Annotated in this window: 13 protein-coding genes and 1 tRNA gene; 5 read left to right on the top strand and 9 right to left on the bottom strand. The window is 53.7% G+C overall.

Annotation, left to right across the window (positions count from 1 at the left end):
- Nucleotides 1-178: 178 nt before the first annotated feature.
- A complete protein-coding gene (gene ffh / locus Pr1d_RS10720) occupies nucleotides 179-1,663 on the bottom strand; it encodes a signal recognition particle protein (RefSeq protein WP_148073518.1) in 1,485 nt (494 codons plus the stop codon).
- Between the two features lie 378 nt (nucleotides 1,664-2,041).
- On the opposite strand from ffh, the gene Pr1d_RS10715 reads away from it, so the two are divergent.
- Complete coding sequence (locus tag Pr1d_RS10715) at nucleotides 2,042-3,379, top strand: AAA family ATPase (protein WP_148073517.1); 1,338 nt, start codon at nucleotides 2,042-2,044, stop codon at nucleotides 3,377-3,379.
- Between the two features lie 95 nt (nucleotides 3,380-3,474).
- Here the strand turns inward: Pr1d_RS10715 and Pr1d_RS10710 are convergent, their stop codons facing one another.
- On the bottom strand, nucleotides 3,475-4,023 hold the full coding sequence (locus tag Pr1d_RS10710; RefSeq protein ID WP_148073516.1) for a nuclear transport factor 2 family protein: 549 nt from the start codon (nucleotides 4,021-4,023) through the stop codon (nucleotides 3,475-3,477).
- A gap of 243 nt (nucleotides 4,024-4,266) precedes the next feature.
- Between Pr1d_RS10710 and mch the strand changes: the two genes are divergently transcribed.
- The 3 genes from mch to gap all read left to right on the top strand — a co-directional run bounded on the left by mch (nucleotide 4,267) and on the right by gap (nucleotide 7,458).
- The gene (mch, locus tag Pr1d_RS10705) at nucleotides 4,267-5,226 is read left to right on the top strand and encodes a methenyltetrahydromethanopterin cyclohydrolase (protein WP_148076352.1); all 960 of its coding nucleotides are present in this window, start codon (nucleotides 4,267-4,269) and stop codon (nucleotides 5,224-5,226) included.
- A gap of 49 nt (nucleotides 5,227-5,275) precedes the next feature.
- Nucleotides 5,276-6,148 (top strand): ATP-grasp domain-containing protein, encoded by an 873-nt coding sequence (locus Pr1d_RS10700; protein ID WP_148073515.1) that lies wholly within the window; start codon nucleotides 5,276-5,278, stop codon nucleotides 6,146-6,148.
- Nucleotides 6,149-6,435: 287 nt separating this feature from the next.
- The gene (gene gap, locus Pr1d_RS10695) at nucleotides 6,436-7,458 is read left to right on the top strand and encodes a type I glyceraldehyde-3-phosphate dehydrogenase (RefSeq protein WP_148073514.1); all 1,023 of its coding nucleotides are present in this window, start codon (nucleotides 6,436-6,438) and stop codon (nucleotides 7,456-7,458) included.
- A gap of 88 nt (nucleotides 7,459-7,546) precedes the next feature.
- Here the strand turns inward: gap and Pr1d_RS10690 are convergent, their stop codons facing one another.
- From Pr1d_RS10690 to Pr1d_RS10665, 6 genes are all read right to left on the bottom strand, one after another.
- Nucleotides 7,547-9,037, bottom strand: coding sequence for a hypothetical protein (locus tag Pr1d_RS10690; protein ID WP_148073513.1), 1,491 nt, complete (start codon nucleotides 9,035-9,037; stop codon nucleotides 7,547-7,549).
- A 148-nt stretch (nucleotides 9,038-9,185) separates the two neighbouring features.
- Nucleotides 9,186-10,583, bottom strand: a complete 1,398-nt coding sequence (locus Pr1d_RS10685; protein ID WP_148073512.1) for a hypothetical protein — start codon at nucleotides 10,581-10,583, stop codon at nucleotides 9,186-9,188.
- A 346-nt stretch (nucleotides 10,584-10,929) separates the two neighbouring features.
- Nucleotides 10,930-11,517 carry an ATP-dependent Clp protease proteolytic subunit gene (locus Pr1d_RS10680; protein WP_148073511.1) on the bottom strand — a complete coding sequence of 196 codons (588 nt, stop codon included), beginning with the start codon at nucleotides 11,515-11,517 and terminating at the stop codon, nucleotides 10,930-10,932.
- Nucleotides 11,518-11,590: 73 nt separating this feature from the next.
- Nucleotides 11,591-12,241, bottom strand: coding sequence for a ClpP family protease (locus tag Pr1d_RS10675; protein ID WP_148073510.1), 651 nt, complete (start codon nucleotides 12,239-12,241; stop codon nucleotides 11,591-11,593).
- Nucleotides 12,242-12,353: 112 nt separating this feature from the next.
- Nucleotides 12,354-13,820: a trigger factor gene (tig, locus tag Pr1d_RS10670; protein WP_148073509.1), complete on the bottom strand. Its 1,467-nt coding sequence runs from the start codon at nucleotides 13,818-13,820 to the stop codon at nucleotides 12,354-12,356.
- Nucleotides 13,821-14,046: 226 nt separating this feature from the next.
- A tRNA-Gly gene (locus Pr1d_RS10665) sits at nucleotides 14,047-14,119 on the bottom strand.
- Between the two features lie 313 nt (nucleotides 14,120-14,432).
- Between Pr1d_RS10665 and Pr1d_RS10660 the strand changes: the two genes are divergently transcribed.
- A complete protein-coding gene (locus tag Pr1d_RS10660; protein WP_148073508.1) occupies nucleotides 14,433-14,747 on the top strand; it encodes an ASCH domain-containing protein in 315 nt (104 codons plus the stop codon).
- An 18-nt stretch (nucleotides 14,748-14,765) separates the two neighbouring features.
- Here Pr1d_RS10660 and Pr1d_RS10655 read toward each other — a convergent pair whose 3' ends face one another.
- Nucleotides 14,766-15,422 carry a hypothetical protein gene (locus Pr1d_RS10655; RefSeq protein WP_148073507.1) on the bottom strand — a complete coding sequence of 219 codons (657 nt, stop codon included), beginning with the start codon at nucleotides 15,420-15,422 and terminating at the stop codon, nucleotides 14,766-14,768.
- Nucleotides 15,423-15,465: the final 43 nt, after the last annotated feature.

The raw sequence follows: 15,465 nt of genomic DNA, 5'->3' as shown, positions 1-15,465 counted from the left end.
AACTGAAATATTGATTAGCGACCGTTGGGGCCGCTCTCGCTGCTGGAAACCCACAATTCTGCCAGATTTGGGGGGTGTCTGACAAGGGGTAAGAGGGGAAATGACCAATGTCGAATGACCAATGACCAAAAGGATTTGATTCGCAGCCCAAAATTGGTCATTGTTCATTGGGAATTGGTCATTTTCTCCCCCGCTGCTCTCTTTTCTTACGACGCATCTCTTTTTCTCGCTCTTTTTTGAGCTTGGCCTTCTCTGCCGGCGAAAGCCGCTTACCGGTGGGTTGCTTCTTCTTCGCAAGCTGGGCATTGGGATTGGTCATCTCCGACTGCATTTGCCGCATCATCTTCATCCGTTCCCGCATCCCCTTGCCGGCAAGTTGGGTCATCATGGTGGCCATCACGTCGAATTGCTTAACCAATTCATTCACTTCGTGGGGCTCGACGCCCGAGCCGGCGGCGATCCGGCGGCGGCGACTTTGGTCGATCGTCTTGGTTGGATTCCGCCGTTCGTCAGCCGTCATCGAATCGATAATCCCAAATAGCCGCTTCATGTCCTGCTCGGGATCCATGTCGCCCATAGCATCCTTCATGCCGCTCATGCCAGGAATCATGCCCATCACTTTTTGCAACGGGCCGAGCTTTTTGATTTGGCTCAGTTGCGATTTGAAATCGTCGAGTGTGAACTCGCCTTTCTTCATCCGCTCTTCCTGGCGGAGCATTTCGTCCTGGTCGAATTCGCGTTGGGCTTTTTCGACAAGGGTCATAATATCGCCTTGACCCAGAATGCGGCCTGCCATCCGGTCTGCGTGGAATTCCTCCAGGGCATCCAGGTGCTCGCCGGTGCCGATGAACTTGATCGGTACGCCGGTAACATGCTTCACTGAAATCGCCGCCCCACCACGGGCATCGCCATCCATCTTCGTGAGAATCACGCCATCGAGTTCCAAGGCTTCGTTGAACGCCTTGGCGCTATTGACCGCATCCTGACCAGTCATGCCGTCGACGACCAAGTACGCCTGATGCGGATTGCACTGGCGGTCGATTCGCTGCAGCTGGCCCATCAATTCGTCGTCGACATGCAATCGACCAGCTGTGTCAAGAATCACAACGTCGGCACCCAGTTTCTTTGCCTGCTTGAGTGCTTCGTTGCAAACCGTGACGGGGTCCTTCTGGCCACGATCCGAAAAAACTTCGATCCCTAGTTGCTCGCCAATTACATGCAGTTGGTCGATCGCCGCAGGTCGCTGCAAGTCAGCGGCCACCATGAGCGGTTTGCGACCCGACTCTTTGAGCATCCGGCCCAGCTTGCCGCAGGTGGTCGTCTTCCCGGAACCTTGCAGCCCGCACATCATCAATACGGTTACCTGGTCTTTGCCAAGGAGATGAAGCGAATTGTCGACCGGCCCCATCATGTTTACCAGTTCCTGGTAAATGAGGCCCACGACCTGCTGGCTGGGATCGAGCGATTTGAGCACCTTCTCGCCGACGGCTTGCTCGGTCACATCGGCCATGAATTGCCGGACGACCGGGAAGCTCACGTCCGCTTCGAGCAACGATTTCTCGACCAGCTTCAGGCCGTCGCGCATGTTGGCTTCGGAGAGTTTGCCCTTGCCTCGGAGCGTCTTGAACGCAGAGGTCAGACCATCTTGGAGGGCTTCAAACATAAGTGGTACCGCTAGTGGGATGTAGTTCGTGACTGCTCACCCCCCCGAGCGCGGGGGAATGGGCGTGAATCTCGAATTCTAACGGATTCGGCGGAGATGTGAAATCCTGCAACTTGCCCGTTATCCCCGCGCAGGGGGGGACCCCTATGAAACATACTCGGTCCCGGGTCCCCGCCTGCGCGGGGATGACAAATCTCTTTTCCAGTATTACCGCTAGGACTGGCAAACTTATTTCGCGATTCGCTGGGAACAAGCCCCAAACGACCTTCCTCGCTAGACAACCCCAATTTCAAAACCAAGAGTCCAGTAGGGGACCTTCTGCGCGCATCATGCCCCAAGCTCCCGCCCTCTTGTCGCACACGCAAAGCAGGCATTGCAATGGCTAGTGAAATCCTTGAAGCTCCGATACCTGTTCCAAACGCCCAACAGACAGTCGAGAAGAGACTGCACACTCCTGAAGGATCCCCCGTGCGGTTCATTCCTCCGGAGCCCGCAGAAATCGAAGACACGGGACTCCAAGCACACGATCTGGAGGTGCTAATCCTGAAGTTGCTTCTGAAAAGGGGCACCGTCACAGGTCGCACCATCGCCGAGTCGATGCATCTACCGCGCCACATCATTCAGCAGCCATTGGAACGATTGCGGTCTGAACTGATGATCGCCATCAAAGGTTCGTCGGGTCTGGAAGACTTTGTGTTCCAACTCACCGAAGCCGGTTTCGATCGGGCTCGCCGCGAGGATCAACATTGTTCCTACGCCGGGGCAGCTCCGGTTTCCTTGGATGCCTACATGGCTGCCATTAGCAAGCAGTCGATTCAACTAAGCAGTCTTACGATGGAGAAGTTGCGCAGCGCGTTCAGTGAAATGTGCCTGAGTGAAAACCTGCTCAGTCAACTCGGCCAAGCAATCAACGATGGTCGAGGTCTGTTCCTGTTTGGCCCTCCAGGCAACGGCAAGACATGCCTCTCCGAGCTGGTCGTGAGTGCCTTTGGCGAGTACCTCTGGATTCCCCGCACGGTCACGATTGATGGGGAGCTGGTGCGACTCTACGACCCACGCAGCCACGAGGCGGTTGAATTGCCTCAGTTGAAGGATATCAGTTACGACAGACGATGGATCCTGATTCGTCGTCCCACGATCGTCGTCGGCGGTGAATTGACCATGCAGCAACTCGATCTCCAGGTCAACCCGCAAACGGGAATTAGCGAAGCTCCAGTCCAACTACGTGCCAATGGCGGCGCCCTGGTCATCGACGATTTTGGCCGCCAGCGTATGCCCACCTCAGAACTCTTGAACCGACTTATCGTGCCGATGGAGAAACACCACGACTACCTGAACCTCTCGAGCGGCCGTCAGATCGCCGTGCCGTTCGACATGCTGATCGTGTTTTCTACCAACCTGGAGCCTAGCGACTTGGTCGACGAAGCGTTCTTACGACGTATCCCCTACAAGATCGAAGTCGAAGGCCCAACGACCGAAGAGTACGTGGCACTGTTTCACGAACTTGCCAGCAAAATCGACTGCCAGTGCGACCCTGAGGCAGTGGACTATCTACTAGAGAAGCACTACTTGCCATCCCAGCGCCCTTTGCGCTTCTGCCACCCCCGCGATCTCTTACGTCAGATCCGCAATTACTGCGAATTCCACAACCAGCCCCTGGCGGTGACGCGTCAGACGGTAGACGTTGCGGTGAAAAACTACTTCGCGGGATTGTAGGGGTCAACGTAGCACAGAGATGGTGTTGGCTATCACGATAAGCCCGGGGATATCACTGCGCTCACTCCCCGACGAATCGCATGAACCTACCGGGTTCAATTTGCCCCCCGTATAGGCTCTGGGGGCCTCTCAATTTCGCGGGGTTCGTCTGGGGACGCCGATTGATGATCGTAACTAATGACACGTTTCAATTTCCATTCTCCCTCGTTCAAAAAATAAGTATGAATGAAACGACCGCTGGAGACTCGGTTCGCTGATCCTCCATTTGGAGTAAAATAAAACTCGTGTGCTCCGAACTGAACCGCGGCGTAGGTCGTTCCATCCTTCTTGAGTGGGAACACAGACAGACTTTCTGGGACCACCTTCCGGGTAAGTTTGCCATGAGGATTGGAGCAAATGTTCTCTTGGATTGATTTGATGAATCCATCGAATTCCGATTCGCCTGACAAGTCATGAAGGAATTCGAGATCCTCATGTAGAACACTTCGCAGAACCTCTTCGTTGCACTTATTGAAACCCTCCTCAAAGATCGTACTGTCCATATCACGCAGTTGGATGAACAGCTCAGATGGCTCATCTGCGAATAGGCAACTGTTCGAGGAGAAAATGAGTATAACGGCGATTGCAATCAGCGGAATTTTCACGTGGAATCTCCTAGCTCTAGTTTGGAACGTGCAAGGCGAAACAAGCCCTCAAGACATTGCAATTCGTCTTGAATGACACACTATTGGGAAAATCAGGAGGAAATTGGTCAAATAGTTTGATTTGAGCAGCAGAAAGACAATGCAATAGAAATGGGAATGATTTCCAGATGCAGATATCTCTCGGGAACGGTACCAATGGTTGGTCGCTGGCACAAAGCTGTGCCTTCCGTTATCTTCACATCCATGTCTGACCTCTCCGAAATCCAACTCAATGATCGCGCCGGCGTACTCTGCCAAGAAATCCCCCCCCGAGCAGAAACACTCCAAATTGCAGTAAAAACACTCGACAGCGGCACGACACTCATCGACATGGGGATCGAAGTCCCCGGAAGCAAAGAGGCGGCAATTTACCTTGCTCGTGTTTGCCTGGCGGACTTGGGAGAGGTCACTCTCGACATGCCAAAAGATAAAGCCTGGCCGACTGTGGGAGTTTCAACTCAAAAGCCCGTCGCTGCTTGCCTGGCATCGCAATACGCGGGTTGGGAGATCAAAGGCGATAAGTTTTTCGCCATGGGGTCGGGACCGATGCGGGCTGCGGCGGGGCGGGAGGCGTTGTTTGATGAGATTGGGTACAGGGAAGATGCAAGCGAGGCCGTGGGTGTGCTGGAGACGGCGAAATTTCCGCCAGAGCGAGTGTGCCTTGAAATTGCCGAAAAGTGTGACGTAGTGCCGGAACAATTGACACTGCTCGTGGCGCCTACGAGTTCGATTTGTGGAACTTTACAGATCGTTGCCCGTAGTGTCGAGACGGCATTGCACAAGCTGCATGAATTGAAGTTTGACCTCTCGCGCATTGAAACGGGTAGTGGGACGGCTCCACTTCCTCCCTTGGTCAAGGACGACTTTGCCGCGATTGGACGCACGAACGATGCAATTCTCTACGGGGGACAGGTCACTCTGGAAGTGCACGGTGACGACGAATCACTCGCAGAGATCGGTCCGCGTGCTCCTAGTTCCGCCTCGCCCGACTATGGCCGTCCGTTTGCTGAAGTTCTCGCTGAGTATGGCAACGATTTCTACAAGGTCGATCCGCTCCTGTTCAGCCCGGCGGTGATTGAGTTTGTGAATCTTGATACGGGCAGCTGCTTTCGGTTTGGTGAAGTGAACGAAGAAGTACTGGAACGATCGTTCAGCGGTATGTAGTTGTTCGGGCTCGAGGACGAGCCGGCTCGCCTATTAGTATTGGACCCACATGCGAATCGCGATTCTCGGCAATGCTGGTAGTTGGTACACCAATGACCTAACACGTGCTGCCGGGGAAAGGCACGAAATTGTCCCGGTTGACTACCAGAAGCTTGCCTCCACGGTGGGTGGCGATACCACAGTCCACACCGCCGAGCAGACTCTCAACGAATGCGACGCCTTGCTAGTCCGCTCCATGCCGCCGGGGTCGCTGGAGCAAATCATCTTTCGCATGGACGCGCTGGCCAACCTGGCGCAGGCTGGCGTCACAGTGATCAACCCGCCTCGCGCCATTGAAGTGGCCGTGGACAAGTATCTCGCGACGACGCGCTTGGCTGCGGCTGGAATGTTGGTTCCTCGCACGATCACATGCCAAACAGTCGAGCAAGCTTTGAGAGCCTTTGATTCCCTGGGAGGCGACGTGGTGCTCAAGCCACTCTTCGGTTCCGAAGGGCGTGGGATTGTGCGGCTCAGCGATGAGACTATCGCAATACGCACTTTCAAGGCTCTCGCAGCGGTCGATTCCGTGTTTTATCTACAAGAGTTTCTCGAACACGAAGGTTGCGACTTGCGTTTGTTGGTTTTGGGTGACGATGTTTTGGGGATACGCCGCTGCAACGAGCTGGATTGGCGGACCAACATCAGTCGCGGGGCGACTGGCCAGCCGCTTGAGGTTACCAACGATCTAGCCGAACTAGCCCAGCGAGCAGCGGCGGCGATTGGGGCCCCGTTGGCTGGCGTCGATTTGCTGCCGACCCGTGATGGGCGTCTCTATGCGATTGAGGTGAACGCGGTGCCCGGCTGGCGGGCTCTGGCGGAGGTGACAGGTGTTGACGTGGCGGCACGAGTTCTGGGTTACCTGGAAGCACATCCCGGAAGCTGACACATCACGCTCGTCGACAGATGTGGGTGATGTGAAGTGGGTGTTTTCTAACGCAATTACCGCCTTTCCCAGCTAGTTGTTGGACCCGCTCTAGATCGTTATAATCGCCGATTCAGCTTCCACCTAGCACGGCCAGGTATCTGGCGGGCCGGATGTGTCAGCTTCCGGTGTGTGCCCCTGCCTTGTGGCCGCTATCGTATACCGTGTCCGAATTGCCTGTCGGCTGTTCAGACTTATCGCCGGTTGGGGCAACCGGATGAATTACAAATCACAGAAGGAGAAAAAGAGTGTCAATCAAAGTAGCAATCAACGGATTTGGCCGCATTGGCCGTTTGACGTTCCGCAACCTGCACGCCCGTTCCAGTGAGTTTGAGGTAGTTGCAATCAATGACCTCACCGACAACGAAATGCTGGCGACCTTGCTGAAATACGACAGCACGCATCGCCGTTTTCCGGGTAAGGTGACTCACGATGCTGAGTATCTGACTGTCGATGGCAAAAAGATCCGAGCACTCGCGGAACGTAATCCGGCAGAACTCCCTTGGGGCGATATGGGTGTGGACGTCGTGGTCGAGAGTACCGGTATTTTCACCGCCCGCGCTACCGACAGCAAGCCTGGCTACGATTCCCATCTCAAAGCAGGTGCCAAGCGCGTCGTACTGAGTGCCCCCGCCAAAGATGGTGCAGATCTTACTTGTGTGCTCGGCGTGAACGACGACAAGCTCACTGCCGACATGAAGTGCATTTCCAATGCGAGTTGCACGACCAACTGCTTGGCTCCAGTCGCCAAGGTGCTGCACGAGACTTTCGGCATCGAAAAAGGTCTGATGACCACTGTGCATGCCTACACGAACGATCAGCCCACCCAGGATCAGCCGCATAAGGATCCCTATCGTGCACGTGCCGCTGCTCAGAATATTATTCCCACCAGCACGGGCGCTGCGAAGGCAGTCGGCCTGGTGATTCCTGATTTGCAAGGCAAACTGACAGGCATCTCGCTTCGTGTCCCAGTACCCACAGGAAGCGTGGTTGATCTGACTACTTTGATGAAGAAGTCGGTTACCGCTGAAGAAGTGAACGCCGCCATGAAGAAGGCCTCGGAATCGGGCCCGCTCAAAGGCATTCTGTGCTATACCGAGGACCCGATCGTGTCGACCGACATTATCGGCGATTCCCATAGCTCGGTCTTTGCCGCGGATTGGACCCAAGTGATGGATGGCAATATGCTCAAGGTCGTGAGCTGGTACGACAATGAGTGGGGCTACAGTTGCCGCACTGCTGACTTGATCGCCAAGATTGCACAGCTGTAATCGATTAAGCAGCTCTCAAAATAAAAGCCTCGTTCCGAGATCGGGACGAGGCTTTTTTCGTTTATCTGTTGTTGTCAAACAGACAATGTTAAAATTCCACCTGGTATTTCTCGGTCATCTTGCGTCTGATAACGGCCGTAGCGTCGTCGATCAGCTTGAAGCCTTCGACCCGCGAGCTATTGGCTGCTGCCATAGATTGGGCTCGTGCTGCCGAGCGATCAGCGGCGCTTGATCGGGCGCCGGAGTACGCATCGCCAATGAGGTTGCCGAAATAGCCGTAGTCAATCGAGTAATTGCTATAGCCTCCGCCCCCCATGCCTGCCGTTGCGGTGCCGTAGGCGATCCCACCCTGCCGCTTGGCGAGTGCCATCGAACGAAGGGTCGTTGCCAAGTGGCCGCCGAAATCTAGCAACTCTGGATCAACATTTAAGATGGGCATGCGATCAATCTTGCGAGAGTAACGCTCCATGACTGCCGCACTTGCCTTGTTGCCTTGCAAATCGCGACGGAGATCCTTCACGAGGACATCAATCGCTCGAAAGTAAGTGATCGATGCTTCGCGAATTTGACTCTCAGGAGTCGCTTCGGAGGTTTGGCTCTCGCCGGTAGAATCCTTGAGTTGACTGAATTTGGTAGAGGGGAGTTCAATCACGCTGAAGACCCGGCGCTGACCGTCTTGAGACAAGGGACCTTGCATGTGGATGGCTTTTTCTTTGACGTCGAACTTCCAGGATTCCAAGTCGGAGATGTTGGCGCCCATATCTCCTAATACTGAGAGGATCAGATCTTTAGCGATAGGTTTGAGAGCAGAGATGTCACTACCAAAATCGATCCGCAATTGCCCTTGGACATCCTTGCCAACCGCGACCCGCAAGATAGCACCCTGGAGACTTGCCAGAATCGGCACGATCTCTTGGGGAGTCAAGTCAATTTTCTTGAAAGAGGACGAGGCTTCTATCGTCTGCAAAACCTCGTGTGGTTGTACGACATTGGCTAAATCGATTGCCATAAGAATCTGGACCTTCTCGTTAGTCAATCGGGTCGCCTCTCTGAGATACTCCGTGAGAGATACTTCATTATTCTTGTTGGCAAAGTTTAACCAACGCGAAACGAACTGGCGCTCAGCCGGAAACATAACGCCCAGTTCCTGGTCATCTAGCTTCACGAAGTAGGCATCGCTTGGAGTCCAAACAGCTTCGGTTCCATCGATGGTATCCAGGTATCCACCCTCGCTGCGTGCGATAGAACGCAGTGACATTGGCTCACTAAGTTGCATCACTCCCAACTCCCAGAGTTGCGAAAAGTTTTGACTCGGTTGCAACGCAGCCGCCAGCACTAATTTATTTGCTTCCGGAGGGAGAAAAATCGGACGCTCAACGTAAGCAAGTTCTAGCTTCTTTCCCCATCCCTCTTCCTGAGCTATCGGAGCCTGCAAGGTTTGCTCGACATTGATCAGAACCAATGTGTTGGCCGAAGCGGGGACCTTGTAGAGCAGTTCATCGAACTCACCGCCCTGAACATTATCAATGAACAAAAGACAAAACGACAAATAGGTCAACACCGTGCAGATGCGTGCCATGAAGAGATCTCCTCGTACAGCGGAAGTTTGCTCAGGAACAGTGAGAAAAAGCTTACCGACGGATAATACCAGCCAACGATGGGAAAATCTACAAGGGGTCACTCAAACGACTCCGTTTCGAGTGACACGGAATCTGCATGGCAAGGCATTATCGGCGCGAGGTCCACCGCTGCTTGCCAGCGGTTGTGGAAGCTGGCTGGGAATCGCGCGGGATTGGAGTTGTGCTAATGTTCCACTTTTTCTCAGTGGCAGTTGTAGAGAATCCGGAATTCGCACCCGAGCTGAAGTGGGTAGCGGCACGCCACTGAGGCTCGGCTTTCGAAGCCGAGTCTACTGATGCCAGGGGCGTCGTGGAAACGCTTTTCTTGTTTCCAGAACGCAATGGATTAATGCTGGCGATTTCTGCTTCTTCTGTTTCCCCCAGTGGAGACTCCAAAGCTCCGTCTGCCATCTGCTCGACATCAACATCTTCCATGGTGGCGAGAGTTTGGGCCTCCATGGGGATCTGGGAGAGCAGTTTGCCACCATCTGCCGACTCCAGGCGGACCCATAATTCGAAAGGACCTTCAGGAAGCTGAGTGTCTTCCAACGGCAGCTCCAAGTGAAGGCCGTCGCCAAATTGTGAAGTCTGCCACGCTGCAGCAGTTTCTTCCTCGGTGAAATCCCACCGCTTAATACGAGTTGGCGCTTCAGGGTCTCCCTGCATTACCATCAGCGAAACTTTGCCATCGAAGGCAGCAGGCTCATTTCTGGAATCTCGCGCTTCAATAACCGAAAGCAAGCTACTTGGTTTTGGCGACTCGGTGGAATCGCGGAAAACGTAAGCGATGACGAGTCGTTCTGCCTTGCGGACAGACGGACTCTGCGTTTCTGCTTCGGCGACAGCCTCGGTGTCGTCGAGATTCTCCAACGTTTCTACTTCGAAAGGAATATCCGTGGATTCTTCCAACTCATCATAGCCGGCGGTCTGATAGGCTACCGGATTGGGGATTCTAATAGTATTAGGGTCTTGTTCGTGTTCGATGCCCTCGGAATCTGCCAGGATTGCAGCTTCATGCTCTTCGTCAGAACTAATCGGTTCGCCGATTTCCAAATCCAATTCAGGGACTTCAAGTTCTTCGACAGGGACTTCTGACTCGACTGCAGGCTCCGAGGCAGGTTCGACTGAATCTAGGATGGATTCCTCACGAGGTTCCTGTAGAGTTCTCCGTGCAGGTTTCTTCTCGACTGTAGATTGTGTAGATTGTCTTGTGTTGGACTTCGAAGTTTGCTTGGGTGCAGGAGTGGGTTTGGTCACGGATGCCACGTGTGGCTGAGAACAACGGCATTGCCGCAATTTGTCGGAATACTCGACGACATAGTCCTCCAGCTCGTAGATATAATCTTCCTGGGCACGTAGTTCCCGTTCCAGGATATCGATCTGATTGTCACGCGTCGAACGACAGCCTGAGGTCGCAAACAACGAGGCCATCAAAGTGCCCAACAGCAGCGCAGGGTAAAGGCGCCTGTTCAAGTTGAAACCTGTTGTATCGTTCGCTGTTGGCATCACTCAGCTCGACTCTTACTCAGGGAAAAGAGATTTCAGGCAACCAGTAGAGCCGTTGCGCACGTACCCCGCCGAAGCCATTTGGGAGGTATGAAATAAGAAAACCGGTAGGCACCGTCAAGCGAGATCGAAGATGCTAGCAGGGGGAGGAGGCCTGAAGGAAGGGGAGAGATTAGGGGGAACTGACGAATGATGAAATACCCAATGACGAAAGAAGTCGGAAATACGAATGACTAAAGCTGGCCCCTTGTAGGGCACTTGTTTTTAGTCATTCTTTCGTGCTTGGGTATTTCCGTCATTCGCCATTAAATCGCTGCAATGTTGCCCCTACATGCGTTCTCCCATCCTACATTTCCATTTTCTCGATGACTTTATCGATGATTCGATATTCGCAGGCGTCGGCTGCGGACATGAAATGGTCGCGGTCGGTATCTCGCTCGATTTGCTCGAGGGTCTGGCCCGTGTGCTCGATCAAGATGCGGTTGAGCTTGTCTTTGGTTTTGCGGTACTCGGTCGCATGGATCATGATATCCTCGGCGGTGCCTTCCATTCCGGCAGAAGGCTGATGAATCATGATACGGGAGTTTGGCAGGGCATGCCGTTTGCCAGCAGCGCCAGCAGCCAAGAGCAAGGCCCCCATAGAGGCTGCTTGGCCCAGGCAATAAGTAGCTACATCACAAGTGACAAACTGCATGGTGTCATAGATAGCCATTCCAGCAGTGACACTGCCCCCAGGGGAGTTAATGTAGTAGTGGATATCTGCCTTGGGATCATCGGACTGAAGAAACAGCAATTGAGCCACAATGCTGTTGGCAACATCGTCGTTCACAGCGGAGCCCATCAGGACAATGCGGTCCTTGAGCAAACGGCTGTAGATGTCCATGGCCCGCTCTTCGCGGCCTGATTTTTCGATGACAAAGGGAACTAGCGACATGACGGGCAATCCATTGGTTGGGGGGACGAATGCGAAAGATTTTTATCGAGCAACGTTGGCTGAGTTACCTGACTCAATCGTCATCGTCGTCTTCCGGTTCTCCACCTAGTGCGGGTTGTTTAATAAGAATGTCATCGACGACACCGTATTCCATGGCCTCAGTAGCAGTCATATAGTGGTCGCGATCACAAGCTTTGTGGATTTCTTCGATGGTTTTGCCAGTGTGCTCAGCCAAGATGCCATTGAGGATTTCCCTAGTGCGGATGATCTCATTGGCTTGGATCTCAATATCCGAGACCTGGCCTCCCACTCCGCCATGGGGCTGATGAATCATGACTTTTGAATGTTTGAGCGCGAAGCGTTTTCCCTTTTCTCCACCAGCGAGCAGAACTGCGCCACCACTAGCAGCCAACCCCACGCAATAGGTAGCCACGGGAGGGGAAATCATCTGCATGGTATCGTAGATCGCAAGCGTTGAACTCACACTGCCACCAGGCGAATTGATGTAGAAATGGATATCCTTGCGACGGTTCTCGCTTTGCAAATAGAGCAGTTTCATGACAAGCTCATTGGCATTGCCATCGTAGATTTCGCCCTGCAGAAAGATCACACGGTTTTCCAGCAAGAGATCGCCCAGTGTCATCTGACGCTGACGCTGGTAGTCGCGCATCGCAGCGGCAAACCGAGGATCGAAGGAATTCTCGGCCGACGTTTCGTAATTCATATCAACTCCCTTTTTGGAAACCTATTCCTGACAGTCAACCGATGATATTGACGCTAAGGCAATTCTCGTCTCGTCCCCTCACGGCGACAACTCAATCCATTTAAGTGATAGTTCAGCTTTCGGTGGCCTCAGTTGATTCTGGTGCTGGTTCGCTCGCAGACGCGGGACCTTCTCCACCACCGGCGGCTAGATTCACTGCTTCGACGTCGAGATTCTCCGGCTCAAAGGGTTTGTCGGAAAACTTGGCATGTTCTTGCACTAGTTCAAGCACCTTGCGCTCGACGATCTGATTCTGCAATACGTCCATCAGGCCGCGTTTCTCAATCTGGGCACGCACACGACGAGGCGACTCGCCACTCTGCATGGCAATCAAGAAGATTTCTTTCTCAAAATCGCCCTCTTGGGCTTCAATGTTCTCTTCTTCAGCGATCCGCTCAAGAATGAAATGTTCTTTCAGGCTGCGGGCTGTTGAGGCGGCACTGTTCTGACGAAGGACATTTTCACGGGCACGAATCTCAGCTTCATTGAAACCAGCCCGGCGTAATTCCATGACGGTGCGTTCCAATTCCCGGGCACTCTGTCGTTTCAACAAGGATGGCGGCAATTGCCAATCTGCCGATTTGGTGAGCAGAGCGGAGATCTGGGAGCGGATTTTTTGTTGCTGCTCATACTCGAGTTGCCGTTTGAGGCTGTCGCCGATTGCGTCGCGAAGGTCGCCCTCGGTCTTGAAGTCCCCTATTTCCGCGAGAAATTCTTCGTTCAACTCGGGGAGCTTCAGTTTCTTGACTTCTAGTACTTCGAAGTCCACGTTAATTTTTTTCCCGCGAAGGGATTCGTTCGGAGCATCCTGGGTAAGTTCCAACTCCACCTTGCGGTGGTCCCCGGCCTTGGCACCACCCATCAGTTTCGCGAAGTCAGCGATTTCGCCATCGCGGAAGCTGAGCTTCTGACGAATTCGCAGAACGTGTTCTTCTTCTTTTTCGAGTTGTTTTCCATCGCACGAGGTCGTGATATTGACCGTCAGGTAGTCCCCTTCCTCGGCAGTCCCCTCGTGAGGAACAAGTTGTCCGTAGCGAGCCAACATCTTTTCCAAATGCTGATCGACGTCGGCGGGCGTAAAATCACGCACAGGACGCTCGATTTTTGCACCCTTCCATTTCGGCATGTCGAATTCAGGGCGAACTTCGATGTCGAACTCAAACGTCATTGGCCCGTCATCGGGGACCTCCACGGCATCGAGATTCAGATCGGGCTCGCTGATCGCGGTAAAGGATTGTTCCTCGCTAATCTGAGTCAAGCTATCCATGAGCAAAGATCCCTTGATCTGCTCGGCGATTTCTTTTTTGAACTTGCTTTCCACCAACTTGCGAGGAGCCCGACCGATACGGAACCCCGGTACGTTAGCGCTCGGCATCAGCTCACTGTAGGCATCGTTCATATAACGATCGATGTCCTCGCGTGAGACGGTCACGGTCACGTGACGTTCGCAATCGCTGGGACTGGTGACCTCCACCTGAAGGTTGAGTGGCTGATCTTCCTCAGCGGTCAGCGTATCTGCTTGTTGTTCTTCGTCTGCCATGGACTTTTCTCTCTGCGAAAATCTCGCCTGGAAAACCTCAACTTGGGTAGTCCGGCGGCAAGAAACTTATCTTCTAAAAAACCAAGAACCCGCTACCAGCAATTGTGCCTCCCCAAGTGGAAGGCCAAGAAAGCGGGGGCGGGCTCCAATTCGAAGCGAACTCTATCGGCAGTCCCGCGATACTCGCTGGATTTCAGCCAGCTTTTTCGCCGGGACTCGTGCTTAGAGCGGGTGATCGGGTTCGAACCGACGACAACAACGTTGGCAACGTTGTGCTCTACCAACTGAGCTACACCCGCAGTCCGTTCTGCACCCCCCTGCCTAATGCCCGAGAGGCACAGTAACGATTCCCGAATTATAGGCCCACCTCTGGCGTACGCAAGGGGATTTGGCCTGCCCGGAGTGGTAAAATCCCCGGGAATGAGTCACCAAACAACCAATGGTACTTGCCGGTTCGGGAAATGACCAATTTTCAATTTCCAACGACCAATATCAGCCGGAGAACTAACTCAATGGCTCTTGGTCATTGGTCATTGGACATTGGTCATTCGAGAACCTGTACCACCTGCGACTCCTTGGCAAGTCGAGTGTTCTGCGGCTACGATCTAAGCCATGCTCTTGTTCAAGAAGAAGTTTCTGCCCGCCATTCGTAGCAGAGAAAAAACCCAAACGATTCGTTTGTGGAAGCATCGTATGATGCGTGACGGCCAGCGGAGCTATATCCCTGGTGCAGGCTACATCACGATAGACAGCGTGCAGGAAGTCAAGATTGATGAACTAACCGACGCCGACGCTATCCCAGATGGATTTCCCACAGCCTTGGCACTGCAGGCTGAACTCGATTCTCTCTACGCGGACAAAATAGCAGCAGGCTACCAGGCCTATCGCGTCGTGTTTCACTTGCAGGATCCTCAGCCATCTAAGTGACATGCGGCGTGTCTTCCCTCAATAGGAGAAAATCTCCTGCATCGCCTGGGCGATCTGCTGGGGGTGATTCAGCATGTGGACCATGCTAGTGGCCAAGAGGATTATCGCAAATAGCACGATTCCCAACCAGCGCGGGTTGGAATCCACCGAGAGTCCGTCGAGCCTGGAGCCGAGCAGTCCGGCCAACTGTCGCCAACTGGCAAGATTCTGCTTCGAGCCGCTGGCGACCAAGGAAACATTGCGCATGATTTCGAAAGTTTCCAGATGCAGCTGGATTCCCACCGTTGGCATCGAGAGGCTATCGCCGGCCCATCGCGCTTGAGGATCAAGGCTGCGGGCTGCCTCGGACAAGACGGGGCGAAGTTCTTCCGAGCTGATGTTGTAGATCACCAGACGAGGCCGCGCCAGAAGCATTGTGAGCCAGATGGCGAGCCAATAGAGCACCAGGAGAAACAGCCACACGTACCCACCGAACTCCACGGAGGCAGCTTCAGGACGGAATAATTCGATGGGGCCAATAAAGACCAAACCCGAGAGCGCAACCCCCAGAGTCGCCAGGTCAGCCCCACCTGTTGTGATAAATGGCTTGCGCCGCGCGTTCAATATCCCCAGCATCAAGCAGTAAGAAACTACCGGCAGCAAGGCTATCGTCAATCGCAAAGGATCAGGAAGCATTAGCTCATGCTATCTCTGATGTGCATGTTGCAATAGGGCCAAC

The organism is Bythopirellula goksoeyrii (assembly GCF_008065115.1).
Classification (GTDB): domain Bacteria; phylum Planctomycetota; class Planctomycetia; order Pirellulales; family Lacipirellulaceae; genus Bythopirellula; species Bythopirellula goksoeyrii.
This window is presented reverse-complemented; position numbering and strand designations above follow the sequence as displayed.

Excerpts from the sequence above, each read along its gene's own strand:
- ffh (WP_148073518.1), bottom strand. The coding sequence starts at position 1,663 with ATGTTTGAAGCCCTCCAAGATGGTCTGACCTCTGCGTTCAAGACGCTC.
- Pr1d_RS10715 (WP_148073517.1), top strand. The coding sequence starts at position 2,042 with ATGGCTAGTGAAATCCTTGAAGCTCCGATACCTGTTCCAAACGCCCAA.
- mch (WP_148076352.1), top strand. The coding sequence starts at position 4,267 with ATGTCTGACCTCTCCGAAATCCAACTCAATGATCGCGCCGGCGTACTC.
- Pr1d_RS10700 (WP_148073515.1), top strand. The coding sequence starts at position 5,276 with ATGCGAATCGCGATTCTCGGCAATGCTGGTAGTTGGTACACCAATGAC.
- Pr1d_RS10690 (WP_148073513.1), bottom strand. The coding sequence starts at position 9,037 with ATGGCACGCATCTGCACGGTGTTGACCTATTTGTCGTTTTGTCTTTTG.
- Pr1d_RS10685 (WP_148073512.1), bottom strand. The coding sequence starts at position 10,583 with ATGCCAACAGCGAACGATACAACAGGTTTCAACTTGAACAGGCGCCTT.
- Pr1d_RS10680 (WP_148073511.1), bottom strand. The coding sequence starts at position 11,517 with ATGTCGCTAGTTCCCTTTGTCATCGAAAAATCAGGCCGCGAAGAGCGG.
- Pr1d_RS10675 (WP_148073510.1), bottom strand. The coding sequence starts at position 12,241 with ATGAATTACGAAACGTCGGCCGAGAATTCCTTCGATCCTCGGTTTGCC.
- tig (WP_148073509.1), bottom strand. The coding sequence starts at position 13,820 with ATGGCAGACGAAGAACAACAAGCAGATACGCTGACCGCTGAGGAAGAT.
- Pr1d_RS10660 (WP_148073508.1), top strand. The coding sequence starts at position 14,433 with ATGCTCTTGTTCAAGAAGAAGTTTCTGCCCGCCATTCGTAGCAGAGAA.
- Pr1d_RS10655 (WP_148073507.1), bottom strand. The coding sequence starts at position 15,422 with ATGCTTCCTGATCCTTTGCGATTGACGATAGCCTTGCTGCCGGTAGTT.